This is a genomic window from Pseudomonas sp. MWU13-3659 (genome assembly GCF_023757525.1).
Taxonomy (GTDB): domain Bacteria; phylum Pseudomonadota; class Gammaproteobacteria; order Pseudomonadales; family Pseudomonadaceae; genus Aquipseudomonas; species Aquipseudomonas entomophila_E.
Genome location: NZ_JAMSHW010000007.1, coordinates 155,489 through 179,652 on the forward strand (window position 1 = coordinate 155,489; position 24,164 = coordinate 179,652).

21 protein-coding genes and 1 pseudogene are annotated in these 24,164 nt (G+C 63.9%); 11 read left to right on the forward strand and 11 right to left on the reverse strand.

Annotated elements, in window-relative coordinates:
• Positions 1-4 precede the first annotated feature (4 nt).
• The 6 genes from cyoD to hmpA all read right to left on the reverse strand — a co-directional run bounded on the left by cyoD (position 5) and on the right by hmpA (position 6,691).
• On the reverse strand, positions 5-337 hold the full coding sequence (gene cyoD, locus NGM28_RS11560) for a cytochrome o ubiquinol oxidase subunit IV (RefSeq protein WP_186658833.1): 333 nt from the start codon (positions 335-337) through the stop codon (positions 5-7).
• Positions 337-960 carry a cytochrome o ubiquinol oxidase subunit III gene (gene cyoC, locus NGM28_RS11565; RefSeq protein WP_240066774.1) on the reverse strand — a complete coding sequence of 208 codons (624 nt, stop codon included), beginning with the start codon at positions 958-960 and terminating at the stop codon, positions 337-339. The genes cyoD and cyoC overlap by 1 nt, the downstream gene beginning before the upstream one ends.
• A 3-nt stretch (positions 961-963) precedes the next feature.
• On the reverse strand, positions 964-2,985 hold the full coding sequence (cyoB, locus tag NGM28_RS11570) for a cytochrome o ubiquinol oxidase subunit I (RefSeq protein ID WP_213659646.1): 2,022 nt from the start codon (positions 2,983-2,985) through the stop codon (positions 964-966).
• Positions 2,986-2,988: 3 nt separating this feature from the next.
• The gene (gene cyoA / locus NGM28_RS11575) at positions 2,989-3,933 is read right to left on the reverse strand and encodes a ubiquinol oxidase subunit II (RefSeq protein WP_213659645.1); all 945 of its coding nucleotides are present in this window, start codon (positions 3,931-3,933) and stop codon (positions 2,989-2,991) included.
• A 559-nt stretch (positions 3,934-4,492) separates the two neighbouring features.
• Positions 4,493-4,999 carry a disulfide bond formation protein B gene (locus tag NGM28_RS11580; protein WP_011532285.1) on the reverse strand — a complete coding sequence of 169 codons (507 nt, stop codon included), beginning with the start codon at positions 4,997-4,999 and terminating at the stop codon, positions 4,493-4,495.
• A 513-nt stretch (positions 5,000-5,512) separates the two neighbouring features.
• Complete coding sequence (hmpA, locus tag NGM28_RS11585) at positions 5,513-6,691, reverse strand: NO-inducible flavohemoprotein (protein ID WP_252090211.1); 1,179 nt, start codon at positions 6,689-6,691, stop codon at positions 5,513-5,515.
• Positions 6,692-6,846: 155 nt separating this feature from the next.
• On the opposite strand from hmpA, the gene norR reads away from it, so the two are divergent.
• From norR to NGM28_RS11605, 4 genes are all read left to right on the forward strand, one after another.
• Positions 6,847-8,397 carry a nitric oxide reductase transcriptional regulator NorR gene (norR, locus tag NGM28_RS11590; RefSeq protein WP_252090213.1) on the forward strand — a complete coding sequence of 517 codons (1,551 nt, stop codon included), beginning with the start codon at positions 6,847-6,849 and terminating at the stop codon, positions 8,395-8,397.
• 162 nt (positions 8,398-8,559) lie between these two features.
• Positions 8,560-9,459, forward strand: coding sequence for a chemotaxis protein (locus NGM28_RS11595; protein WP_213659641.1), 900 nt, complete (start codon positions 8,560-8,562; stop codon positions 9,457-9,459).
• An 87-nt stretch (positions 9,460-9,546) separates the two neighbouring features.
• Positions 9,547-9,858 carry a hypothetical protein gene (locus NGM28_RS11600; RefSeq protein WP_240066777.1) on the forward strand — a complete coding sequence of 104 codons (312 nt, stop codon included), beginning with the start codon at positions 9,547-9,549 and terminating at the stop codon, positions 9,856-9,858.
• Positions 9,855-10,589, forward strand: coding sequence for a YkgJ family cysteine cluster protein (locus NGM28_RS11605; RefSeq protein ID WP_252090215.1), 735 nt, complete (start codon positions 9,855-9,857; stop codon positions 10,587-10,589). The genes NGM28_RS11600 and NGM28_RS11605 overlap by 4 nt, the downstream gene beginning before the upstream one ends.
• A 91-nt stretch (positions 10,590-10,680) precedes the next feature.
• On the opposite strand, the gene NGM28_RS11610 is transcribed toward NGM28_RS11605, so the two are convergent.
• Positions 10,681-11,739: a methyl-accepting chemotaxis protein gene (locus NGM28_RS11610; protein WP_502943847.1), complete on the reverse strand. Its 1,059-nt coding sequence runs from the start codon at positions 11,737-11,739 to the stop codon at positions 10,681-10,683.
• Positions 11,740-11,985: 246 nt separating this feature from the next.
• Positions 11,986-12,267: pseudogene (locus NGM28_RS28950) on the reverse strand (PAS domain-containing protein); the annotation flags it as partial.
• Between the two features lie 218 nt (positions 12,268-12,485).
• Between NGM28_RS28950 and NGM28_RS11615 the strand changes: the two are divergent.
• The 6 genes from NGM28_RS11615 (at position 12,486) to NGM28_RS11640 (ending at position 20,821) form a co-directional block, all read left to right on the forward strand.
• Complete coding sequence (locus NGM28_RS11615) at positions 12,486-13,649, forward strand: efflux RND transporter periplasmic adaptor subunit (RefSeq protein ID WP_240066780.1); 1,164 nt, start codon at positions 12,486-12,488, stop codon at positions 13,647-13,649.
• Positions 13,646-16,738 (forward strand): multidrug efflux RND transporter permease subunit, encoded by a 3,093-nt coding sequence (locus NGM28_RS11620; RefSeq protein ID WP_252090219.1) that lies wholly within the window; start codon positions 13,646-13,648, stop codon positions 16,736-16,738. Before NGM28_RS11615 ends, NGM28_RS11620 begins: the two co-directional genes overlap by 4 nt.
• A gap of 9 nt (positions 16,739-16,747) precedes the next feature.
• On the forward strand, positions 16,748-17,419 hold the full coding sequence (locus NGM28_RS11625) for a heavy metal response regulator transcription factor (protein ID WP_011532275.1): 672 nt from the start codon (positions 16,748-16,750) through the stop codon (positions 17,417-17,419).
• 123 nt (positions 17,420-17,542) lie between these two features.
• Positions 17,543-18,958: a heavy metal sensor histidine kinase gene (locus NGM28_RS11630; protein ID WP_252090221.1), complete on the forward strand. Its 1,416-nt coding sequence runs from the start codon at positions 17,543-17,545 to the stop codon at positions 18,956-18,958.
• A gap of 130 nt (positions 18,959-19,088) precedes the next feature.
• Positions 19,089-19,304: a hypothetical protein gene (locus NGM28_RS11635; protein ID WP_240066783.1), complete on the forward strand. Its 216-nt coding sequence runs from the start codon at positions 19,089-19,091 to the stop codon at positions 19,302-19,304.
• A gap of 206 nt (positions 19,305-19,510) precedes the next feature.
• Complete coding sequence (locus NGM28_RS11640) at positions 19,511-20,821, forward strand: OprD family porin (RefSeq protein ID WP_252090223.1); 1,311 nt, start codon at positions 19,511-19,513, stop codon at positions 20,819-20,821.
• Between the two features lie 109 nt (positions 20,822-20,930).
• Here the strand turns inward: NGM28_RS11640 and NGM28_RS11645 are convergent, their stop codons facing one another.
• The gene (locus tag NGM28_RS11645) at positions 20,931-21,182 is read right to left on the reverse strand and encodes a DUF3077 domain-containing protein (protein ID WP_252090224.1); all 252 of its coding nucleotides are present in this window, start codon (positions 21,180-21,182) and stop codon (positions 20,931-20,933) included.
• A complete protein-coding gene (locus NGM28_RS11650) occupies positions 21,179-21,418 on the reverse strand; it encodes a hypothetical protein (RefSeq protein ID WP_252090226.1) in 240 nt (79 codons plus the stop codon). The genes NGM28_RS11645 and NGM28_RS11650 overlap by 4 nt, the downstream gene beginning before the upstream one ends.
• A 461-nt stretch (positions 21,419-21,879) precedes the next feature.
• Between NGM28_RS11650 and NGM28_RS11655 the strand changes: the two genes are divergently transcribed.
• Positions 21,880-23,385 (forward strand): sensor domain-containing diguanylate cyclase, encoded by a 1,506-nt coding sequence (locus tag NGM28_RS11655; RefSeq protein WP_252090293.1) that lies wholly within the window; start codon positions 21,880-21,882, stop codon positions 23,383-23,385.
• Between the two features lie 109 nt (positions 23,386-23,494).
• Here NGM28_RS11655 and NGM28_RS11660 read toward each other — a convergent pair whose 3' ends face one another.
• On the reverse strand, positions 23,495-23,971 hold the full coding sequence (locus tag NGM28_RS11660; RefSeq protein WP_240066326.1) for a ferritin-like domain-containing protein: 477 nt from the start codon (positions 23,969-23,971) through the stop codon (positions 23,495-23,497).
• Between the last annotated feature and the right edge of the window lie 193 nt (positions 23,972-24,164).

Here is a 24,164-nt window from a genome sequence, read left to right on the forward strand (position 1 = left end):
TACCTCACTTGGCCAGCATTTCGAAGTGGATGCTGAACATGATCCACAGCGACAGGCCGACCAGCAGCGCGATTACCAGAACAGTGAACAGGAACGTCGACACGTTGGAGCGTTGCTCTTTCGAGCGGTCCATGTGCAGGAAGTACACGAGGTGCACCACCACCTGGATGACGGCCATGGCCACCACGATCAGGACGGTCAGGTTCTTCGGCAGGCTCGGGAACATCACCAGGCCGAACGGGATCGCGGTCAGGATGATCGAGAGCACGAAGCCGATCATGTACGACTTCACGCTACCGTGGTTACCCTCGTGATGAGTGTCGTGTGCGCTAGCCATTACAGAACTCCCAGCAGGTAGACGACGGTGAACACGCAGATCCAGACCACGTCCAGGAAGTGCCAGAACAGGCTCAGGCAGCTCATGCGGGTCTTGGCGGTCGGCGTGATGCCGTGCTTGTTGATCTGATACATCATGATCGCCATCCAGATCAGGCCGGCGGTCACGTGCAGACCGTGGGTACCTACCAGGGCGAAGAACGCCGACAGGAAGCCACTGCGCTGCGGGCCGAAGCCTTCGGCGATCAGGTGATGGAACTCATAGATTTCCATCGCGATGAAGCCGGCACCGAACAGGAAGGTCACAGCCAACCAGCCCAGTACGCCTGCCTTCTTGCCGTCGAACATCTTCAGCATGGCGAAGCCGAAGGTGATCGAGGACAGCAGCAGGAACGCGGTTTCTACCAGCACGAAGTCGAGCTGGAAGATGTCATGACCCGACGGGCCGCCGGCGAAACCGCCGGACAGCACCGCGTAGGTGGCGAAGAGCGACGCAAACAGGATGCAGTCGGTCATCAGGTACAGCCAGAAACCGAGGACGGTCATCTGGCCCGAGTCGTGGTGGTGGTCATCATGCCCATGGTCGTGACCATGAGCAGCACCGTGCATTACTTGACTGGACATTGATTACACCCGTTCAAACGATTCGACACGTGCGCCGCCGGCAGGCAGTGCACCAGCCTGGGCCAGCGCCTTCATGCGCTCGCCTTCGATGCGCGCTACTTCTTCGGCCGGGACCATGTAGCCCTGGTCGTCACGCGCGGCGTGGCGAACGAAGACAGCGATGGTCGCAACCAGGCTCGCACCCACCAGCCACCAGATGTGCCAGATGAAGGCGAAGCCGAACACGGTCAACAGCAGGCCCATGAACAGACCGGTCGAGGTGTTGCTTGGCATGTGGATCGCTTCGTACTTGGCCGGAGCTTTGTACGCGGCACCGGCTTGCTTGGCTTCGTGCCAGGCGTCCAGGCCTACATGCTCAGGCATGTGAGCGAAGTTGTAGAACGGAGGTGGCGACGAAGTCGACCATTCCAGGGTACGGCCGCCCCATGGGTCGCCAGTGACGTCCATGTTGTCCTTGCGATCGCGAACCGAGACGTAGATCTGGATCAGCTGGCAGGCGATACCGAACAGGATCAGCACGGCGCCGACGACGGCCACGTACAGGTAGGGTTCCCACAGTGGGTTGTCGGAGTGGTTCAGACGACGGGTCATGCCCATGAAGCCCAGGGCGTACAGCGGCATGAACGCAACGTAGAAGCCGGAGATCCAGAACCAGAAGGCAGCCTTGCCCCACTTCTCGTTCAGGGTGAAACCGAAGGCTTTCGGGAACCAGAAGGCGAAGCCGGCGATGTAGCCGAATACCGCGCCACCGATGATCACGTTGTGGAAGTGGGCGATCACGAACAGGCTGTTGTGCAGAACGAAGTCGGCACCTGGAACAGCCAGCAGAACGCCGGTCATGCCACCGATGGAGAAGGTGACCATGAAGCCCAGGGTCCACATGATCGGCGCGGTGAAGCGCAGACGGCCCTGGTAGATGGTGAACAGCCAGTTGAACAGCTTCACACCGGTCGGAATGGAGATCAGCATCGTCGCCAGGCCGAAGAAGGTGTTGACGCTGGCGCCGGCACCCATGGTGAAGAAGTGGTGCAGCCAGACCGCGAAGCCGAGGATGGCGATCGCGCCCGATGCGTAGATCATCGAGTGGTGACCGAACAGGCGCTTGCCTGCGAAGGTCGAGGTGACTTCCGAGAACACGCCGAAGGCCGGCAGGATCAGGATGTAGACCTCAGGGTGACCCCATGCCCAGAACAGGTTGACGTACATCATCGGGTTCCCACCAAGCTCGTTGGTGAAGATGTGGAAGTCCAGATAACGGTCAACGGTCAGCAGGGCGAGTGCGGCGGTCAGGATCGGGAACGAAGCGACGATCAGCACGTTGGCCCAGGTGCAGGTCCAGGTGAAGATCGGCATGTCCATCAGCTTCATGCCAGGGGCGCGCATCTTCATCACGGTGACGAGGAAGTTCACGCCGGTCAGTGTCGTACCCAAGCCTGAGAGCTGTAGCGCCCAGATGTAGTAGTCGACACCCACCCCAGGGCTGTACTGGATACCCGCGAGCGGCGGATAGGCAACCCAGCCGGTCTTGGCGAATTCACCAACGCCCAGCGAGATGTTGACCAGCAGCACGCCTGCCAGCAGCAGGTAGAAGCTCAGGGAGTTCAGGAACGGGAAGGCAACGTCACGTGCACCGATCTGCAGCGGAACCGCGAGGTTCATCAGGCCGGTGAAGAACGGCATCGCCATGAAGATGATCATGATCACACCGTGGGCGGTGAAGATCTGGTCATAGTGTTCAGGCGGCAGGTAGCCTTCGGAGCCACCGGTGGCGGCGGCCAGCTGGGTACGCATCATGATGGCGTCGGCGAAGCCGCGCAGCAGCATGACCATAGCGACGATGATGTACATCACGCCGATTTTCTTGTGGTCGACCGTGGTCAGCCACTCGGTCCACAAGTAGGTCCACTTGCGGAAATAGGTGATGGCACCAACGACGGCAATACCACCGAGCGCGATCATGGCAAGCGTCACCATGACTATCGGCTCGTGATACGGTATCGCCTCCAGAGTTAATTTACCGAACATCTCTTACTCCTCTGCACCGGCAGCTGGTTGCATACTCGATTCCACACCCTTGGTAGTGGCCAGGTCTTTGCTGCCTGCTTCTTCGTGGCTCGGACGACCGCGGTTCATGCCTTCGTACTTGTCGACGATGCGCTGGAACTGGTCAGCCTGGGCCTCGCTGTACAGCGCGACTGGGTTGTTTTCGCTTGCTTTGGCCAAGGCGTCATATTCGGCCTGGTCCAGTTTCTTCGGCGATGCCTTCACTTCAGCGACCCATGCATCGAAGTCAGCTTGCGAGGTGGCAACAGCCTTGAATTTCATACCGGTGAAGCCGGCGCCGCTGTAGTTGGCGGAGATACCGTCGAACTCACCGTTCTCGTTGGCGATCAGGTGCAGTTTGGTGGTCATGCCAGCCATGGCGTAGATCTGGCCACCCAGGCCCGGGATGAAGAACGAGTTCATCACGGCGTCGGAAGTGACACGGAAGTTGACCGGGGTGTTAGCCGGGAAGACGATCTTGTTGACCGTGGCGATACCCTGCTCCGGGTAGATGAACAGCCACTTCCAGTCCAGCGCGACCACGTCGATCTGCACCGGCTTCACGTCGGAATCCAGTGGACGGTACGGGTCCAGCTTGTGGGTGGAGTGGTAGGTGAAGTAACCCAGGGCGATGATGATCAGGATCGGGATGATCCACACCGCGGCTTCGATCTTGGTCGAGTGCGACCAGTCGGGGGTGTAGGTGGCGGCCTTGTTGGAAGCACGGTACTTCCAGGCGAACGCCAGGGTCATGATGATCACGGGCACGACCACCAGCAGCATCAGGCCGGTGGCGATCAGGATCAGGTTCTTCTGCTCAATGCCGACCTGGCCCTTCGGGTCGAGCAGGGTCCAGTTGCACCCACTGAGTAAAAGCATGCCTAAAAAGGGCAATATGCCAAACAGTCTGGGGTAACGCTTTTTACTCATCTCACGACCTCTAGATCAGCTTGCTTCAATGCAATTTGTGTTTTGGTAGCCAACACTTCGTCCTGCCAAGTGCGGCAATTCGCGCCCGTACTCGCGCCTGCCCGGGATCCGACTGCAGGATCTTGGCGCCAAGCGTGTCAACGGTGCTTATGGTTTCGTAGGCAACAGGCCTGTACTTCAGACCAAGTCCATTTGGTGCGGGAAAACGCGGAGGGGGGTCCGCCCGGTATCGCCGTTGGGCGAAACTTGACGAAGTCAGCAAAAGGGAGCGCTGCGGCTTCCTTCAATCCTGCGACTTGCAAGCAGTGCCGAACGGAAATTGGGGGCGATTGTAGTGAGGTCGCCCCCCATTGACTATGACTTATTGAGCAACAGTCCTTTACAGAATCTGCAACAATAGCGCTCGAAAAATCAACTTCGCGACAGTTTGTCGCACCCCGCCGAATAGCCCTGAAACCCGCATTGCGCAAGGTCCCGAGCTTGATCCTGGTCAATCATTCGGCAGGGTTTGTGCCTTCTCGCGCCCTGCAATAGACCTGGGTCAAATAGGGACTTTGGTCTAACCGCGACGGCGGTTGCGGTAGATCCCCAGGGGCACCAGCACGGTGGTCAGCACGAAGGCGACCAGGGCCCACTGGGCGAGCGACAGCCCGAGGATCGGCGGGTACGGCGTGGAGCAGAAGCCATCGACCTGGAATGCCAGCGGCCACAGCTTGGCCAGCGGCAGGTCATCGACGATCGGTTGCAGCGTGTCTATGCCACAGCTGACCATCGGGTTGGCGAGTATATACACATGGTTGCCGGCTGCAACGATGCCACCGATGGCGCTGAGCACCACCAATACCTCGAAGAAGGTCAGGCTTTTGCGCCCCGGCATGGCGGCGGCGATGAAGGCGAAGATCGCGATGAACAGCAGCGCATAGCGTTGCAGGATGCACAGCGGGCAAGGGGCCTCGCCCAGCACCACCTGCATGTACAGGGCACCGCCGATCAGCGCCAGGCAGATCACGCCGAGGAGCACCAGAAAGCGCCGTTCCCGATTCAGGCGCGATGTGAGTTCGTTCATTGCCGATTCCTTCGATGGAGAGTGGCAGCGTTGGCTGCCCGGGGGCGCCAAGTCTACACGCTGGAGATGACCTTTGAATGTGTCGAGGCGGGGCGTGCGGCTATCCACTGTTGACCTAGGACCGAGCGGGTCGGTTTCGGTTCAACCGCCAAGCGTGAAAAACACGGCGGCCCGAGCGCCGGACAGGGCAAGGCCCCTCGACACTCGGGAGTGAAGGATACAGTGATTAAAGGAGGATTAAAGATGAAGGCCGGTGTAGCGGCTTTCATCTTTCCTTATATAGAGAGGGAGGCTGGGCCCAATCGCTGCGGTTCGGCGCTCGGCCGCAGCGCCCCATGCGAATGCTATCGTCCGCTTCGTTCTCGATTACCCACGGTCGGGAGCCTGGCAGGAAGCGCTACGACAGAACGCCGAACCGCAGCGATTGGGATCAAGTGCCGTTCGCCGGCAAGCCGGCTCCTACGCAACCTGTAGGAGCCGGCTTGCCGGCGAACCGTCAGTAAGCGCTACCAATTACTCCAATGCCGCCGCCGGCCCGAAGAACTCATAACGGCTCTGCCCTTCCGGCACCCCCAACCCCTTGAGCTGGCGCTTGATCGCCGCCATGAAGCCCTTGGGCCCGAGGAAATAGGCATCGACATCACGCTCGCGCGGCATCCACTGCGCCAGCAGCTCCTGGTCCAGCAGGCCCACCGCATCAGCAGCACGGCTGCCGTCGTCCTCGGCGTAGCAATAGAAGCGCTTGAGCTGCGGATGCTTCGCGGCCAGCCCGTCGACCCAGTCACGGAACGCATGCACCGCGCCATTGCGCGCGCAATGAATGAAGTGCACCGGCCGCTCGGTCTTCAGCGCCGCTTCGAGCATGGCCAGGGTCGGGGTGATGCCCACGCCACCACTGATCAGCACCAGCGGCTTGTCACTGGCGGCCAGGGTGAAGTCACCGGAAGGCGGGAACAGCTGCACCATCGCCCCCAGCACCAGTTCGTCGTGGAGGTAGTTGGAAACCTTGCCTTCAGCCTCGCGCTTGACGCTGATGCGGTACTGCTCCCCGTCGCACAGGGCCGACAGGGAATAGTTGCGACGCTGCTCGGCACCGCCGATGAACAGTTGCAGACCGATGTACTGGCCGGGCTCGGCCTTGATGACCGGCTTGCCGTCCACTGGGGCGAAGTAGAACGAGACCACCTCGCTGCTTTCCTGCTCGCGGCGCACCAGACGGAATGCGCGGGCACCACGCCAGCCGCCAGCGGCTTCTTCCTTCTGCTTGTACAGGCTCTCTTCAGCGCCGATGAGGATGTCCGCCAACTGCCCGTAAGCGGCGGCCCAAGCGGCGATCACTTCGGGGGTTGCGATGTCCTTGCCCAGCACCTCCTCGATGGCGCGCAGCAGGCAGCCACCAACAATTGGGTAGTGCTCAGGCAGGATCTGCAAGGCCACATGTTTGTTGATGATCTGCCCGACCAGGCCACCGAGCTGCTCAAGCTGGTCGATGTGCTTGGCGTACATCAGCACGCCGTTGGCCAGGGCACGCGGCTGGTCGCCACTGGCCTGGTGGGCCTGGTTGAACAGGGGGCGCACTTCGGGGTATTCGCTGAGCATCAGCTTGTAGAAGTGGGTGGTCAGCGCCTCGCCACCGCTTTCCAGCAGGGGAACAGTGGCCTTGATGATTGCACGTTGTTCGGCATTGAGCATTGCAGCGACTCCTGAGCCTGTGGCTTCGAATAGTTGCTTTCATCGTTTCAGCAATCGTGCCAACTTTAAAAGCCAATGAATTCAGGGCCTTGAGCATTACGGGTGTCATAAAGACACACCCAAGCGTATAGTCATTCCGACCAAAAGGAGTCCATATGACTGCAAAACCCCTGCTCACCGCCCTCCTCCCCCTGGTCAGCGACCTGTCCTGCGACCTGCCCGACCAGGAGCGCTACCGCCGTCTGCTCCAGGCCATGCGCGGCCTGCTGCCATGCGACGCTGCGGCGTTGCTGCGCCTGGATGGCGAGTGGCTGGTGCCGCTGGCGGTCGACGGGCTGTCAGCGGACACCCTCGGTCGGCGCTTCCGGGTCAGCGAGCACCCACGCTTTCAGGCGCTGCTCAGCCGCCCGGAGCCGACCCGCTTCGCCAGCGACAGCCCGTTGCCCGACCCCTACGACGGCTTGGTCAACGCCCCCCACGCCGACCTCGAAGTACACGACTGCATGGGTTGCCCTTTGATGGTCGACGAGCGCCCCTGGGGGCTGCTGACCCTCGACGCCCTTACCCCCGGCCAGTTCCAGAGCCTGGAACTCGATGCCCTGCAAGCCTTCGCCAGCCTGGCCGCCGCCACCGTCACCGTGGCCGAGCGCATCGAGCACCTGGCCCTACGCGCCGAGGACGAGCACCAACGCGCCGAGGTGTACCGCCAGGCCAGCGGCCAGGGCAGGGAACTGATCGGCCAGAGCAAGGCACACAAGCACCTGGTCGAGGAAATCCGCCTGGTTGGCGGCAGCGACCTGACGGTGCTGATCACCGGCGAGACCGGCGTCGGCAAGGAGCTGGTGGCCCAGGCACTGCATAGCGCCAGCAACCGCGCCGACAAGCCGATGATCAGCCTGAACTGCGCCGCGCTGCCCGACACCCTCGTGGAAAGCGAGCTGTTCGGCCATGTGCGTGGTGCCTTCACCGGGGCCCATGGTGAACGGCGCGGCAAGTTCGAGCTGGCCAACGGCGGCACACTGTTCCTCGATGAAGTCGGCGAATTGCCGTTGGCCGTACAGGCCAAGCTGTTGCGCGTGCTGCAGAGCGGCCAGTTGCAACGGCTGGGCTCTGACCGCGAGCATCAGGTGGATGTGCGCCTGATCGCCGCGACCAACCGCGACCTGGCGGAAGAAGTGCGCAACGGCAACTACCGGGCCGACTTCTATCACCGACTGAGCGTCTATCCCCTGCAGGTACCGCCCCTGCGAGAGCGGGGCCGCGATGTGCTGTTGCTGGCCGGGTACTTCCTGGAGCAGAACCGTTCGCGCCTGGGGCTGGGAAGCCTGAGGCTTTCCACCGAGGCCCAGGCCGCGCTGCTGGCTTACGACTGGCCGGGCAATGTGCGTGAGCTGGAGCACCTGATCGGCCGTTCGGCGCTGAAGGCGCTGGGGCAACACGGGCATCGGCCGAAGATACTGACGCTGGAGGTGGCGGACCTGGATCTGCGCAATGTCGTGCCCGCAGTAGCTGTCGATACCGAGATGCCATCCATCGACGCGCCCCTGCCCGAGGGCGGACTGCGCGAGGCGGTGGATGATTATCAACGGCAGATCGTCGAGGCGTGCCTGCATCGCCACCAGGACAATTGGGCGGCGGCGGCACGGGAGCTGGGGCTGGACCGGGCTAACCTGAGCCGGTTGGCCAAGCGTCTGGGGCTGCGTTGATTGGATCTGTTCGCCGGCAAGCCGGTTCCTACAGGTCAGGTAGGAGCCGGCTTGCCGGCGAACCCGCCGCAAAGCGCACTCCATAATCGCAAACTAAGCTAAAGCCCGACGCCAAAAAGCCGATAACCCGGCATCCTCCCCATTTCGAACCAAAGGTTGCCCATGGCCACGCAAAAAGCCCGCGCGGACTCGTTGTCCCTGCTGCTGTTCACCCTGCGCAGCGGCAAGCTGATGGCAATCAACCTGCTCAAGGTCAGCGAGATCATCCCCTGCCCGCCGCTGACCAAGCTGCCGGAGGCCCACCCGCATGTGAAAGGCGTGGCCACCCTGCGCGGCAACTCGCTGTCGGTGATCGACCTGTCCCGCGCCATCGGCGAAATGCCCCTGGCCGACCCGGACGGCGGCTGCCTGATCGTCACCGAGATCAGCCGTTCGCGCCAGGGCCTGCACGTGCAGGCGGTGAGCCGCATCGTCCATTGCCTGAGCACCGACATCAAGCCGCCGCCGTTCGGTTCCGGCAACCGCTCGTTCATCACCGGCGTGACCCGGGTCGACAACACCCTGGTGCAGGTGCTGGACATCGAAAAGGTCATCCACGGCATCGCCCCGCCGCCGCACGAGCCGCACCCGGGCGAAGTCAGCGAAGAAGACGCCAGCCTGCTGGCCGCCGCCAACATCCTGGTGGTGGACGACAGCCAGGTGGCGCTGCAACAGTCGGTGCATACCCTGCGCAACCTGGGTATCGAGTGCCACACCGCGCGCAGCGCCAAGGATGCGATCAACGTGCTGCTGGAGCTGCAAGGTACCGACAAGGAAATCAACATCATCGTCTCCGACATCGAGATGTCGGAGATGGACGGCTTCGCCTTCACCCGCACCTTGCGCGAGACGCCGGACTTCCAGCACCTGTACATCCTGCTGCACACCTCGCTGGACAGCGCGATGAGCGGCGACAAGGCCAAGCTGGCGGGAGCCAACGCCATCCTCACCAAGTTCTCCTCGCCGGAGCTGACCAATTGCCTGGTGACGGCGGCGCGGGCGGTGGTGTTCGAGGAGCGCTGATAAATCAAGTCAGGACTTTCCTGACTTGATGCAGGAGAATGTTCGGGCATAATTCGCGCCCTTCAGATGTTCATGGCCAGTACGCATATGAAATATCTCAGCTCTCTCCTGCTCGCTTACGCCCTGTTCAACGGCGTAGCCCATGCTTCGAGCAGCCAGGCCTGGAGCGACCAGCGCCAGCACATGCTCAAGGCCTGCCTGGCCGCCAGCCAGTTCAAGGATGCCCACGTGCTGGGCAAGCCCGCCGAGTTCGACGACCAGGTCGGCTACAGCGCGCTGCTGGTCGAAGGCACCTATCCACAGAAGCACATGCAACAACGCACCGGCACAGAGCTGTGCCTGTACGATCGCCAGCGCCAGCAAGCGTTCGTGACCGAGTGGGAAGCCGGCAAGCCGTGAGCGACAGCATTCGTTTCGCCTGTACCGGCTGCGGCAAATGCTGCACCGGCCACCATGTTCCCCTGACACTTGCCGAATCACATCAGTGGGCCGCCTCAGGTGGCCAGGTGGTCGTGTTGATCGAGGGTTTCATCGTCGATGGGCCCGGCATGCCGGCCGATCAACGCGAACATGTGTTGCGCCGGTCCCACCCTGTGCGTTGCGGCACAAGCGAGCTGCGTGTTTCGGTGACCTTCGCCGCCTTCAACCCAGGGCGCTGCCGCAACCTCGACGCCAACGACCTGTGCACCATCTACGACACCCGTCCGCTGGTGTGCCGGATCTACCCCGCCGAGATCAACCCGCACCTGCCGCTACGCCCGGAAAGCAAGGACTGCCCGCCCGAGGCCTGGGAGCAAGGGCCGGCGCTGATCCATGGCAGCCTGCCGGTGGATGCCGGGCTCCGGGCGCTGATCGATGCGTCGCGCCAGGCGGACCGGGACGATATCGCCGCCAAAGTGGCGATCTGCCAAGCGCTGGGGATGACCACCAGCGCGTTGAAGGGCAATGGGTTTACCGCATGGTTGCCGGATATGGCGGCGTTTGCCGCGGTGCTGGAACAGGCGCCACGGACGCTCGATGCCCCCTGGGCGGTACATGTCCAGGACGAGGTCATTGCCGCCGAGCTAACGGATCACCATTTGCAGGTGACCGGCGAAGCGCCGGTCTACTACGCATTCATCGGTTTCTAGGCGATCTCTGTAGGAGCGGCTTCAGCCGCGATCACCCGCGAAGCGGGTGCCAAAACGGCACCACCCGCATCGCGGCTAAAGCCGTTCCTACCTACTGACACCGCCGCCAGAACTCATCCGCCAGCCGCCGCAAGTCCTTGGCCAGGTCCGCCACATCGCTGGCACTGCTATGACTGCGCTGCCCGACACTGACCGTCGCCTCGCTGGCCTGGCGGATGCTGATGATGTTGCGGTTGATGTTCTCGCTCACCTGGCTCTGCTGCTCCACCGCCGCGGCGATCTGCAGGCTCATCTCGTTGATCTGGTTCACCCGCACGCTGATGCTGTCCAGCGCGTCGCTGGCCAGTTGCGCCTGCTCGACACTGTGCCCGGCATGGGCGCTGCTCTGCTGCATCACCTGCACCGCCGCGCGGGCGCCGTCCTGCAGGGCGCCGATCATGCGCTGGATATCGTGGGTGGACTGCGCGGTGCGCTGGGCCAGGCCGCGCACTTCGTCGGCGACCACCGCGAAACCGCGCCCCTGATCGCCGGCCCGTGCCGCCTCGATGGCGGCATTGAGCGCCAGCAGGTTGGTCTGCTCGGCAATGCCGCGGATCACATCGAGCACCCCGGAGATCTCGCTGCTGTGGTTCTCCAACTGCTGGATCACTTCGCTGGCTTCCACCAACGACCCGGCCAGATCCTGGATCGCGCAGCGGTTACGGTCAACCAACTGATGGCCGGACTGCGTCTCATCCTCGGCCTGGTCGGCGGCCATCGCCGCCATCTGCGCACTGCTGGCGACCTGGGCAACACTGGCGCTCATCTGGTGGATCGCCGTGGCCACCTGGTCGGCCTCGCTCTGCTGCTCCAGGCTGTTGGCATGACTGCTGTGCAGCGCATCGACCAGCGACCCGGAGTGCCCGGCCAGGCGTGAAGAGGTGTCACCGATACGCCCCACCACCGCCCCCAGCTGCGCCTTGAGCATGCGCATGGCGAACTCGATCTGGCCCAGGCCGTCACGGCGACCGGTGTACAGCTGCTGGCTCAACGGATTGTCGGCGATCGCCAGCGCCTGACGGCGCAGGCGCTCGAGCGGGCGCAGCAACAGCAGGATCACCCCGGCGCTGAGGCCCGCCGCGACACCGATCTCCACCAGTGACGCCAACAGCGGGCGCTCAAGCCACCAGTGCCCGGCCCCCAGCACCACTGCCAACAACCCCGCGATGCCCAGCGACAACCGCGTCGCCAGCCCCGGCACCGGTAGCCGCCGCTCGCGCCAACCACGCCGCCCCTCGCGCAACCGCGCATAACAGCGCTCGGCCGCCTCGACCTGCTCGACACTGGGCTTGGTCCGCACCGACTGGTACTCCAATGCCTGCCCGCCGCTGCTGATCGGCGAGACGAACGCACTGACCCAGTAGTGATCGCCGTTCTTGCAACGGTTCTTCACCAGCCCCATCCACGAACGCCCGGCCTTGGGCGCCTGCCACATCTGGGCAAAGGCCTGGGGCGGCATGTCCGGGTGGCGCACCACATGGTGGGCATGGCCCAACAGCTCGTCACGGGTGAAACCACTCACCCGCAGGAAGTCGTCATTGGCGTAGGTGATGCGGCTGTCCAGGTCGGTGGTGGAAAGGATATTGGCGTCGCCGGGGTAATCCACTTCGCGACCGGTAACGGGCATATTGCACTTCATCGGAGGCTCTCGTTGTTGTTCGGGAAATCGGCAGGGCGTTCGACTCTAGGGGCAAATGGCAGGGCAATATTGATCCACGGCAGGATATTGGCATTTGGCCATCAAGCCTCGAAACTGACAGCCGTGACAGCCAGGCGTCACGCTGGCGACCCGGTCGGCGCGCTATAACCCTGGATAACCGAAAATTGTTTCCGCCCCCTGGCCAAGGTGCCCGCCCGATGCGACGTCCGTCCCGCCCCCTCGTTCTCGCCGCCCTGGCCCTGGTCACCCTGACCACTGCCGGCCTCTGGCTGGCCCAACGGCCGTCGGCCCCCGCCAGCCGTGGCGCGAGCGCCGTGCCGGTGCGGGTGGTCGCCGTCGCCCAGCAGGACGTGCCGCGCTACATCGGTGCCATCGGCTCGGTGCTGTCGCTGCACAGCGTCGAGGTGCGCCCCCAGGTCGAGGGTGTGCTCACTCAGGTGCTGGTCAAGGAAGGGCAATGGGTGAAGCAGGGCGACCTGCTGGCCACCCTCGACGACCGGGCGATCCGCGCCAGCCTCGACCAGGCCCGCGCCCAGCTCGGCCAGACCCAGGCGCAGTTGCAGGTGGCCAGGGTCAACCTCAAGCGCTACCAGTTGCTCAGCACCGACGACGGTGTGTCGAAGCAGACCCTCGACCAGCAACAAGCGCTGGTCAACCAACTTCAGGCCACGATTACCGGCGACCAGGCCGCCATCGACAACGCCACGGTGCAGCTCTCCTACACCCGCATCGCCTCGCCGGTGACCGGCCGCGTCGGTATCCGCAACGTCGACCCCGGCAACCTGGTGCGCACCACCGACACTCAGGGCCTGTTCAGCGTCACCCAGATCGACCCGATCGCCGTGGAGTTCTCGTTGCCCCAGCAACAGCTGCCAACCCTGCAAAGCCTGCTGAAAACAGCCACGCCGGCTGAGGTCGAGGCCTACATGGACGCCGACGGCGAACGCAGCCTGCTCGCCAAGGGCCACCTCAGCCTGATCGACAACCAGGTATCGGCCACCACCGGCACCGTGCGGGTCAAGGCCGAGTTCGACAACCAGGACGGCCGCCTGTGGCCCGGCCAGCTGGTCACCGTGCGCCTGCGCACGGCGGTGGATGAAAACGCCCTGGTGGTACCACCGCCGGTGGTGCAGCGCAGCATCGACGGCCACTTCGTCTACCGCGTGGACGGCGACAAGGTCACCAGCGTGCCGGTCAAGGTGCTGTACCAGGACAGCACGCTGAACATCGTCGCCGGGGTCAAGGCTGGCGACCAGCTGGTGCTCGATGGCCAGTCGCGCCTCAAGCCGGGGTCGAAGGTCGAGGTCACGCCGGATGCCCCGGCGCCGGCCGAGATGGCCGACCGCAGGAGCCAGCCATGAACACCCGCAACGGCATCTCGGCCTGGTGCATCGACCACCCCATCGCCACCCTGCTGCTGACCTTCGCCCTGGTGCTGCTGGGCGCCATCGCCTTCCCGCGCCTGCCGGTGGCGCCGCTGCCCGAAGCCGACTTCCCGACCATCCAGGTCACCGCCGCGCTGCCCGGCGCCAGCCCCGAGACCATGGCCTCGTCGGTGGCCACGCCGCTGGAGGTGCAGTTCAGCGCCATCCCCGGCATGACCCAGATGACCAGCAGCAGCGCCCTGGGCTCGACCACGCTGATCCTGCAGTTCACCCTCGACAAGAACATCGACACCGCCGCCCAGGAGGTCCAGGCCGCGATCAACACCGCCACCGCGCGCCTGCCCCAGGACCTGCCCAGCCCCCCCACCTGGCGCAAGGTGAACCCGGCCGACAGCCCGGTGCTGATCCTCACCGTCAGCTCCGCGCAGATGCCCGGCAACGAGCTCAGCGACTATGCCGAGACCCTGCTGGCCCGCCAGCTCAGCCAGATCGACGGGGTCGGCCTGGTCAACATCACCGGCCAGCTGCGCCCGGCGATCCGCGTGCAGGCCCAGCCCGAGAAGCTCGCCGCCATCGGCCTGACCCTGGCCGACGTGCGCCAGGCCATCCAGCAGACCAGCCTCAACCTGGCCAAGGGTGCTTTTTATGGCGAGCACAGCGTGTCGACCATCGCCGCCAACGACCAGCTGTTCCACCCCGAGGACTACGCCAGGCTGATCGTCAGCTACCGCGACGGCGCGCCGGTGCACCTGGCCGACGTGGCCAAGGTGATCAACGGCGCCGAGAACGCCTATGTGAAGGCCTGGTCCGGCGACCAGCCCGGCCTGAACCTGGTGATCTTCCGCCAGCCCGGGGCCAACATCGTCGATACCGTGGACCGGGTGCTCGACGCCCTGCCCCGCCTGCAGGAGATGCTGCCGGCCTCGGTCGAGGTCTCGGTGCTGCAGGACCGCACCCAGACCATCCGCGCCTCGCTGCATGAGGTGGAGCTGACCCTGATGATCGCCGTGGCCCTGGTGATCGGGGTGATGGCGCTGTTCCTGCGCCAGTGGTCGGCGACCTTCATCGTCTCCAGCGTGCTGGGGGTGTCGTTGATCGCCAGTTGCGCACTGATGTACATGGCCGGTTTCAGCCTCAACAACCTGACGCTGGTGGCCATCGTCATCGCCGTGGGCTTCGTGGTCGACGACGCCATCGTGGTGGTGGAGAACATCCACCGCCACCTCGAAGCCGGCGACGATAGCCGCACCGCCGCGCTCAAGGGCGCCGGCGAAATCGGCTTCACCGTGGTGTCGATCAGCTTCTCGCTGATCGCCGCGTTTATCCCGCTGCTGTTCATGGGCGGCGTAGTAGGCCGGCTGTTCAAGGAATTCGCGCTGACCGCCACGGCCACCATCCTGATTTCTGTGGTGGTGTCGCTGACCCTGGCCCCGACCCTGTCCGCACTGTTCATGCGCCGCCCGCCCGGCGAGCATGAGGGCGGGTTCGGCCCGCGCCTGCTGCGCTGGTACGAGAAAGGCCTGGACCGCGCCCTGGCCCATCGGCGTATCACCCTCGGCGTGTTCGGCCTCACCCTGGCCCTGGCCGTGGCCGGCTACGTGGGCATCCCCAAAGGCTTCTTCCCCCTGCAGGACACCGGCTTCATCCTCGGCACCACCGAGGCGGCAGCAGATGTCTCGTACTCCTCGATGATCGACAAGCACCTGGCCCTGGCCAAGATCATCGGCGACGACCCGGCCGTGCGCGCCTACTCGCACTCGGTCGGGGTCACCGGCAGCAACCAGACCATCGCCAACGGCCGCTTCTGGATCTCGCTCAAGCCACGGGGCGAGCGCGATGTATCGGCCAGCGAGTGGATCGACCGGATCCGCCCGAAACTGGCCCAGGTGCCGGGCATCGTCCTGTACATGCGTGCTGGCCAGGACATCAACCTCAGCTCCGGCCCATCGCGCACCCAATATCAGTACGTGCTCAAGAGCAACGACGGCGTGGCGCTGAACCAGTGGACGCAACGCCTGACCGAGCGCCTGCGGGAAAACCCGGCGTTCCGCGACCTGTCCAACGATCTGCAACTGGGCGCCAGCGTCACCCGCATCGACATCGACCGCCAGGCCGCCGCGCGCTTCGGCCTGACCACCACCGACGTCGACCAGGCCCTGTACGACGCCTTCGGCCAGCGCCAGATCAGCGAGTTCCAGACCGAAACCAACCAGTACAAGGTGATCCTCGAACTGGACGCCCGCCAGCGCGGCAAAGCCGAGAGCCTCAACTACTTCTACCTGCGCTCGCCGTTGTCCGGCGAGATGGTGCCGCTGTCGGCCCTGGCTCATGTCGCGCCGCCCAGCACCGGCCCCCTGTCGATCAGCCACGACGGCCTGTTCCCGGCCGCCAACCTGTCGTTCAACCTGGCCCCCGGCGTGGCCCTGGGCGACGCGGTGCAGATCCTCGAACGCACCCAGCGCGAGCTGGACATGCCCGATTCCATCGCCGGCAATTTCCAGGGCGCGGCCCAGGCGTTCCAGAGCTCGCTGTCGAGCCAGCCGTACCTGATCCTCGCCGCACTGGTGGCGGTGTACATCATCCTCGGCGTGCTCTACGAGAGTTTCGTGCACCCGCTGACCATCATCTCCACGCTACCGTCCGCAGGCCTGGGCGCGATCATCCTGCTCTGGGCCAGTGGCCAGGACTTCAGCATCATGGGCTTGATCGGCGTGGTGCTGCTGATCGGCATCGTCAAGAAGAACGGCATCCTGCTCATCGACTTCGCCCTCGAGGCCCAGCGCCACCAGGGCATGACGCCCGAGCAGGCGATCCGCCAGGCGTGCCTGGTGCGCTTCCGCCCGATCATCATGACCACCCTCGCCGCCCTGCTCGGCGCGGTGCCGCTGATGTTCGGCTTCGGTACCGGCGCCGAGCTGCGCCAGCCGCTGGGTATCGCCGTGGTCGGCGGCCTGCTGGTGAGCCAGGCCCTGACGCTGTTCACCACCCCGGTCATATACTTGGCCCTGGAACACCTGTTCCACCGCCGCCGGGCCACCCCGGCCGCCGCGCCAAGCGCCAGTTGAGACAAGACCATGCGTGTGCTGATCATCGAAGACGAAGAGAAAACCGCCGACTACCTGCATCGCGGCCTGAGCGAGCAAGGCTTCACCGTCGACCTGGCCCGCGACGGCATCGACGGCCTGCACCTGGCCCTGGAAGGCGACTACGCGGTGATCGTGCTCGACGTGATGCTGCCGGGCCTGGACGGTTACGGCGTGCTGCGCGCGCTGCGGGCACGCAAGCAGACGCCGGTGATCATGCTCACCGCCCGTGAGCGGGTCGAGGACCGCATCCATGGCTTGCGCGAAGGCGCCGACGACTACCTGGGCAAGCCGTTCTCGTTCCTTGAACTGGTCGCCCGCCTGCAGGCGCTGACCCGGCGCAGCGCCATTCATGAGCCCTTGCAGATCCAGGTCGCCGACCTGTGGATTGACCTGATGGCGCGCAAGGCCACCCGCGCGGGGCAACGCCTGGACCTCACTGCCAAGGAGTTCTCGTTGCTCAGCGTGCTGGCCCGGCGCCAGGGTGAGATCCTCTCGAAGACCGCCATCGCCGAACTGGTCTGGGACATCAACTTCGACAGCGACGCCAATGTGGTCGAGGTGGCGATCAAGCGCCTGCGGGCGAAGCTCGACGGGCCGTTCGACAACAAGCTGCTGCATACCATTCGAGGCATGGGCTATGTCCTGGAGCACCGTGGGTAGCCTTGGGGGCGCTGCGCGCCCCTTTCGCGGCACAAGGCCGCTCCTACAGAGGATCGCGGCCTCCTGTAGGAGCGGCCTTGTGCCGCGAAAGGGCTGCAAAGCAGCCCCTTGGGGTAGTCGCCCATGAACCTTTTCCCAGGCAAACCCGGCAACTCCATCGCCCTGCGCCTCTCGGCCCTGTTCACCCTGGTGGCCCTGGCGGTGTTCGTGCTGATCGGCAGCGCCCTGTACCGCCAGGTCGACCGCAGCCTCGACCTGCTGCCGGCCGCCGAACTGGACGCACGCTTCAGCGTGCTCGAATCCACCCTCAACCGCTTCGGCACCCCCGAGCACTGGGCCAAGATCAACAACAAGCTCAACCTGCTGAGCGAAGAAGACCGGCGCATCCGCTTCTGGGTGGTCAGCAGCGACCCGGCCTTCGAATACGGCCACCCCACCGAACAGGTCCGCGCCTTCGCCGAGGGCGCGCCAGGCATGCGCGACCTGCGCCTGGCCAGCAGCCCCTACCCGTACAAAGTGCTGGTCAGCGAGTTGCCGGCGTTGGGTGGCCGCCCGCCGCTGCGCTTCCTGATCGGCATCGACACCGAGACCTTCTGGCAGGCCCAGCACAGCCTGCTGGTGGCCATCGTCGGCCTGGCCGCCTTCGGCGTGCTGCTGGCCTCGCTGCTCGGCTACTGGGTGGCGCGCATCGGCCTCAAGCCCCTGCAAGCCCTGTCGGACGAAGCCCAGGCCCTGGCCCCGCCGCGCCTGGACGGCCGCCTGCCGACCCACGACCTGCCCCCGGAGTTGGCGCAGTTCGCCGGCGCCTTCAACGCCGCCCTCGACCGCGTCACCCAGGCCTATTCACAGCTCGAAGCCTTCAATGCCGACGTCGCCCATGAACTGCGCTCGCCGCTGACCAACCTGATCGGCCAGACCCAAGTCGCCCTGACCCGCGGGCGCAGCGCCGAACACTACTTCGAAGTGCTGCAATCGAACCTCGAAGAGCTGGAGCGCCTGCGCAGCATCATCAACGACATGCTGTTCCTGGCCAGCGCCGACCAGGGCAGCAAGGCCACCTCGCTGACCAGCGCCTCGCTGGCCGAGGAAGTGGCCACCACCCTCGACTACCTCGACTACATCCTCGAAGACGCCCAAGTCAGCGTCAGCGTCAGCGGCGACGCCCAGGCCTGTTTCGAAAAGGCCCAGCTGCGCCGGGCGCTGATCAACCTGCTGAACAACGCTGTGCAGCACACGGCGCCGCACCAGGTGATCCAGGTGCGTATCGAGGCAGGTGAGGAGCAGGTGAGCATCGCCGTGAGCAACCCGGGGCCGGCGATTGACGAGGAGCACCTGCCGATGCTGTTCGAGCGGTTCTATCGGGTGGATGCGGCGCGCAGCAACAGCGGGGGTGGCAACCATGGGTTGGGGCTGGCGATCGTCAAGGCCATCGCCGTGATGCATGGCGGCAGTGTTTTCGTGCACAGCGAAGCCGGCGCCAACACATTTGGCATTAGCCTGCCGAACGCTCAACTACGCGGGTTTGCGGTAAAAATCTGAAGTTATTCATCTTGATCATTACTTTTTGCGCAACAGTGCTTATCTAAACGGCCTCTGTTTCCCATGTGTTTACGGGACTAACTTAAGCCCTGTCTCCATTAGCACTTGCCCCGCAAGAAGGTTGCATCAAATGTCCAACAGTATGGGTATTGCCAGCGTGTTCGTCCTGTCTTCCCTGTTGTTGTCGCCCCTGGCCATGGCGGAAGAATCCCCGGCCTTCGTCGCCCGTAACGCCGAACTTGCCACTGTTCACCAGGAAGCCTTCGCGGCACGCCAGGCCGACGCTGCCAAAGACGTGCAGCAGACTGCTTCCAAGGTGTCGGTCGACGACAACGCCGACAGCTGATCGGGCCACACCCGCGTCTCCAGATTTCCCTTGGCTACACCATGGGCACTGCCTGTGACGATATGTTAGCCTTTCCAAGCCGCTGCCCCGCAGCGGCTTTTTTTATGTGTCGAAAATATCAGCCCGGCTGTTACGTCTCTAATAAGAAACTTGCAGGCACGACAATAAAAAACTGCCCCATCGCTTGACCAAAGGAGTTTGTACCGGTGTCTTTTGCGTTTCGTTTCACCCCGTTGTTCGTTGCATTGACCGCAACGATGCCCGTGGCCGCACAGGCCGATGAAGCCAAGGCTGATGGCTTCATCGAAGGTTCCACGCTGAACCTGCATTTCCGTAATGCCTACTTCAACCGCAACGAGAAGAATGCCCAGATCAAGGACAAGCGCGAGTGGGGCCAAGGCGCCGTCGCCCGCTTCGAGTCCGGCTACACGCCGGGCGTGATCGGTTTCGGCCTCGACGCCCACGCCATGGTCGGCCTGAAGCTGGACGGCGGCTCCGGCCACGCCGGCACCTCGATCCTGCCGAGCACCCCTGGCGACAAAGCGCGCCACGCCTTCTCCACCGCCGGCGGCGCGATCAAGCTCAAGGGCTTCGACACCGAGTTCAAGGCCGGTGACCTGTTCCTCACCAACCCGGTGATCGCCGGTGGCGAAAGCCGCATGCTGCCGCAGACCTTCCGCGGCGTCGCCGTGACCAACCGCAGCATCGACGGGCTGATGCTCGAAGGCGGCAAGGTCAGCTTCACCAAGCCGTACAACCAGAGCGGCCACCGCCGCATCAACACCTACTACAGCAACCAGACGCCCGAGCAGGACAGCCAGAACCTGAGCTGGGCCGGCGCGTCGTGGAGCGGCACCGAGGGCGTCACCGCCAACGTCTACGCCGCCGAGCTGAAGGACATCTGGAACCAGTACTACGCCGATTTCGACTACACCTACCCGATCAACGACCTGGTCAGCCTGAACCCCGGCGTGCACTTCTACCACACCCAGGACACCGGCCAGTCGAAGCTGGGCGACATCGACAACAACACCTGGAGCGTGCACTTCACCGTGGCCGCCGGGTACCACAGCGTCACCGCCGCCTACCAGCGGGTCAACGGCGACACGCCGTTCGACTACATCAACCTCGGTGACAGCATCTACCTGGACAACTCGCGCATGTATTCGGACTTCAACGCGCCGAACGAGCGCTCGTGGAAGCTGCAGTACAACTACGACTTTGCTGGCCTCGGTATCCCTGGCCTGACTTCGACGCTGTCGTACTCGCGCGGCAAGGCCGACCTGACCAAGGCCAGCCAGGACACCCAGTACTACAACTTCTACAACGCCGAGGGCGAGAACGTCCGGCATTGGGAGCGTGACTTCGACGTGAAGTACGTGTTCCAGGAAGGCCAGCTGAAGGACCTGTCGGTGCTGCTGCGCTATGCCACGCACCGCGCCAACGCGGCGTACTCGTCGACGGCGGACAACGACGAGTTCCGGGTGATCGTGGATTATCCGCTGAACGTGTTCTGATCCGGGATCGGGGGCGAGGGCTTCGCCCTCGTTTCGCCGGCAAGCCGGCTCCTACCTGGGTCCCCTGTAGGAGCCGGCTTGCCGGCGATGGGCCGCAACGCGGCCCCACTCACCGATTTCGATTCAACCCGATCTCCAGGTCATTGATCAGCGCCTTGGCCATGGCACTGAGCATCCGCGCCGCACTCCCCGCCAGCAAATCCCCTTCGAATTCCGCCTCGGTGGTCAGGTGCAGGATGCAGCCCTGCAACACTGAGATTTCATCGAACGCCCGGCTGAAGGGCACACCGGGCTGAACACGAAAACATTCGAGAAAGGTCTCCTCGCCTGCGGTGTAGCCGGGTTCGGGCTTTTCGCTCATGGCGCCACCTCCTGCGACCTGGTGTGTTCGAACAGGCATTGGAGCAACTGGGCAAGGATGCAGAGGTTGTCCACCAGCACTTCGGGGCGGTCTTCGGGTTTGAAGGCCAGGTAGACATCGGCGGTCTTGTGGATCGTCGACATCAGGACCGCGGCGTGGTCCCGGACTTCGTCGACGGTGAGGTGATTGATGATGGAGATGTAGGGGATGGGTGGGTCAGGTACTCGCTTTTTCATTCTGAATCGCTCATGTCGATTGGAAGAAATCGCCACTTGAACCTTTCTCACGGGATTGGGTGGCAACCGTGTACGGGGTGAGAAACCGAGGACATGAAACCCGGCCAGACCAAGGGTCTGCCCGAACACGGCTGCCATTAAGATGGCTAACAGTCATATCGTCGGGTTCTCACACCCGGTCACCCATTTGGCGACCCGACGACGTTAGCCCTGATGAATTTCCCGGCATATCCGGACCCTTCCGGCAGTTGCGTAGGATAGGTCCGAAGCAATGCTCGGCTGAAGCATTCGGTTGCAGATTCAGAATTGTCGTACGCCCCGCGATAGCCCTACTGAATCATTTCCGTCGGGCGGAACACCTTTAATCTTGTCCGACAATCCCCGCTTCCCTAGAATATCGCCCGCCGCTTTCCGGCCCATTCCCCATGGATCCCGGGGCTTATGCAGTTGCGAGCATGACGTTGCCCACCCGATCACCACGATCCGCCCTGTACAAGTCACACCCCGAGCTGATCCTCAACCTGGGCAGCTGCCTCGCCGTGCTCGCCATCGTGGCCATCGTCAGCTACCTGCTGGCCCGCGAGCGCGACAGCGTCGAGCAGTCGGCGATGCGCTCGTCGAGCAACATCGTGCAATTGATCGAAAGCGACATCCTGCGCAACGTCGAACTCTACGACCAGTCGCTCAAGGGCCTGGTCTGGGCGGTGCGACACCCGGAACTGCTCAACGTGCCGCCCAAGCTGCGCCAACAGATCCTGTTCAACCAGGCGTTCACCGCGCCCATCCGCGGCGACATCCTCTGGCTCGATAACAAAGGCGATGTGGTCGGCGACTCCACCAGCATCATCCCGCGCCAGGCCAACTTCGCCGACACCGTGCCCTTCCAGACCCACCGCGACCGCCCCGGCATGGGCCTGTTGATCAGCCCACCGTTCAAGGCGCGCCTGGGCGAGCTGGACTGGTGCATCAGCTTCAGCCGGCGAATCACTGGCAGCAACGGCGAATTCCTCGGCCTGGCCGCCGGTGCCTTGCGCCTGTCGTACTTCAACCAACTGTTCGAACGCCTGGACATCGGTGTGGACAGCAGTATCAACCTGCTCAACACCGACGGGCAGTTGCTGGCGCGCCAACCGACCCGCCCGCAGGACCCGCTGATCGGCGCCAGCTTCAGCGAACGCCCCAACTTCAAACGCATCCTCAGCGAGCGCAGCGGCAGCTTCACGGCCCGCTCCAGCACCCATGACGTTCAGCGTATCTACACCTTCGCCCGGGTCGCCGACCTGCCGCTGATCGTGCTGGTGGTGCACTCCTCGGACGAGGTGTTCCAGTCGTGGCGGCGCACGGCGATCCTGGTCAGCGTGGCCACCGGCGTGCTGTGCATCGGCATTCTCTGGCTCACCCTGCTGCTGGGCCGCGAACTGCGCCGTCGCCATGAAGCCGAGCAGGGCCTGGCGACCCTGGCCGCCACCGACAGCCTCACGGGCCTGGCCAACCGCCGTCGCCTGGACCAGGTGCTGCGCCAGGAATGGGCGCGCGCCCAGCGCAATCGCCGGCCGCTGGCGGTGCTGATGGTGGATGTGGACCATTTCAAGGCGTTCAACCAGCGCCATGGCCATGCAGGCGGCGACCACGTGTTGCGCGAGGTGGCCAAGACCATCGAGCTGTGCATCCGGCGCCCGGCTGACCTGGCCGCGCGCTATGGCGGGGAGGAATTCCAGGTAGTACTGCCAGAGACGGATCTTGCCGGCGCCCAACTGTTGGCCGAGCGTATCCGGGGCAGCGTCGAAGCGATGCCGCCGTTCGGTGACGATGTGCGTGCGGTGACTGTCAGCGTGGGTATCGGCTTGCACATCCCGGGCACCCAGCAGGATCTGGCGGCGCTTCTAGGTGATGCGGACGAGGCGTTGTACCGGGCCAAGGCCAATGGTCGGAACCGGGTAGAAGGGCCCCAGGACCCGGCAATGTGAGCTTGGGGCTGCCTGGCAGTCCATCGCGGCTGAAGCCGCTCCTACAGGAACGGCGGGACACCTGTAGGAGCGGCTTCAGCCGCGATGGGCCGCAAAGCGGCCCCGAAGTTCAAGACCCAGCGCGGGCCGCGTTACGCAGCGCCCTCACCTGGTCATGATTGCGCTGCACGCCCTGCAGTTGCTTCTCTACCAGCACGTAGGTCGGGTCGCTAACGCTACGCCCCAGCTTGACCAACTTTTCGCGAGCTTCCTTGTAGGCTTTGAGGGCATGGTCCTCGCCCCGCTCCACTTCATTGAGCACGGCGGTTTCATCCTTGCCGGTGACCATCGACTTGAGGTTGACCCAGCCACGGTGCAAGTCACCGCTGATGCTGGTGCTGGTTTCCGGATCACCGCCCAGGCGACGCACTTCGCCCTGCAGCTCGCCTGCGGCATTGGCGCACTCACCGGCGCGCTGGACGAAGAACGCCTTGAGTTGAGGGTTCTTCACATCGTCGGCGGACGCCTTGAAGCCTTTCTCGCCATCCTTGCTGTATTCGATCAGGTCGTTGAGTACGTCAATCACGTCTTTGTTGGGATTGCTCATGGCAACTACTCCTTGGCAGGTGGAAGTCACCTGTAACGGAGCAGGCTTCATGCCAGCCCTGAGCTGTAAAAATACTTATTCAATATCAATTACTTAGAAGATCTCAGCAAAACCCGAAAAGCAGCGTTCTGCATGATCGCCGCTTGGGCCGTCGTGCAGATTGCAGTATGGTTCGCGGTCCAACCCTGCCCAG

What these genes read in the sequence shown, in the direction of transcription:
- cyoD (WP_186658833.1), bottom strand. Translation starts at nt 337, where the DNA reads ATGGCTAGCGCACACGACACTCATCACGAGGGTAACCACGGTAGCGTG.
- cyoC (WP_240066774.1), bottom strand. Translation starts at nt 960, where the DNA reads ATGTCCAGTCAAGTAATGCACGGTGCTGCTCATGGTCACGACCATGGG.
- cyoB (WP_213659646.1), bottom strand. Translation starts at nt 2,985, where the DNA reads ATGTTCGGTAAATTAACTCTGGAGGCGATACCGTATCACGAGCCGATA.
- cyoA (WP_213659645.1), bottom strand. Translation starts at nt 3,933, where the DNA reads ATGAGTAAAAAGCGTTACCCCAGACTGTTTGGCATATTGCCCTTTTTA.
- NGM28_RS11580 (WP_011532285.1), bottom strand. Translation starts at nt 4,999, where the DNA reads ATGAACGAACTCACATCGCGCCTGAATCGGGAACGGCGCTTTCTGGTG.
- hmpA (WP_252090211.1), bottom strand. Translation starts at nt 6,691, where the DNA reads ATGCTCAATGCCGAACAACGTGCAATCATCAAGGCCACTGTTCCCCTG.
- norR (WP_252090213.1), top strand. Translation starts at nt 6,847, where the DNA reads ATGACTGCAAAACCCCTGCTCACCGCCCTCCTCCCCCTGGTCAGCGAC.
- NGM28_RS11595 (WP_213659641.1), top strand. Translation starts at nt 8,560, where the DNA reads ATGGCCACGCAAAAAGCCCGCGCGGACTCGTTGTCCCTGCTGCTGTTC.
- NGM28_RS11600 (WP_240066777.1), top strand. Translation starts at nt 9,547, where the DNA reads ATGAAATATCTCAGCTCTCTCCTGCTCGCTTACGCCCTGTTCAACGGC.
- NGM28_RS11615 (WP_240066780.1), top strand. Translation starts at nt 12,486, where the DNA reads ATGCGACGTCCGTCCCGCCCCCTCGTTCTCGCCGCCCTGGCCCTGGTC.
- NGM28_RS11620 (WP_252090219.1), top strand. Translation starts at nt 13,646, where the DNA reads ATGAACACCCGCAACGGCATCTCGGCCTGGTGCATCGACCACCCCATC.
- NGM28_RS11625 (WP_011532275.1), top strand. Translation starts at nt 16,748, where the DNA reads ATGCGTGTGCTGATCATCGAAGACGAAGAGAAAACCGCCGACTACCTG.
- NGM28_RS11630 (WP_252090221.1), top strand. Translation starts at nt 17,543, where the DNA reads ATGAACCTTTTCCCAGGCAAACCCGGCAACTCCATCGCCCTGCGCCTC.
- NGM28_RS11635 (WP_240066783.1), top strand. Translation starts at nt 19,089, where the DNA reads ATGTCCAACAGTATGGGTATTGCCAGCGTGTTCGTCCTGTCTTCCCTG.
- NGM28_RS11645 (WP_252090224.1), bottom strand. Translation starts at nt 21,182, where the DNA reads ATGAGCGAAAAGCCCGAACCCGGCTACACCGCAGGCGAGGAGACCTTT.
- NGM28_RS11650 (WP_252090226.1), bottom strand. Translation starts at nt 21,418, where the DNA reads ATGAAAAAGCGAGTACCTGACCCACCCATCCCCTACATCTCCATCATC.
- NGM28_RS11660 (WP_240066326.1), bottom strand. Translation starts at nt 23,971, where the DNA reads ATGAGCAATCCCAACAAAGACGTGATTGACGTACTCAACGACCTGATC.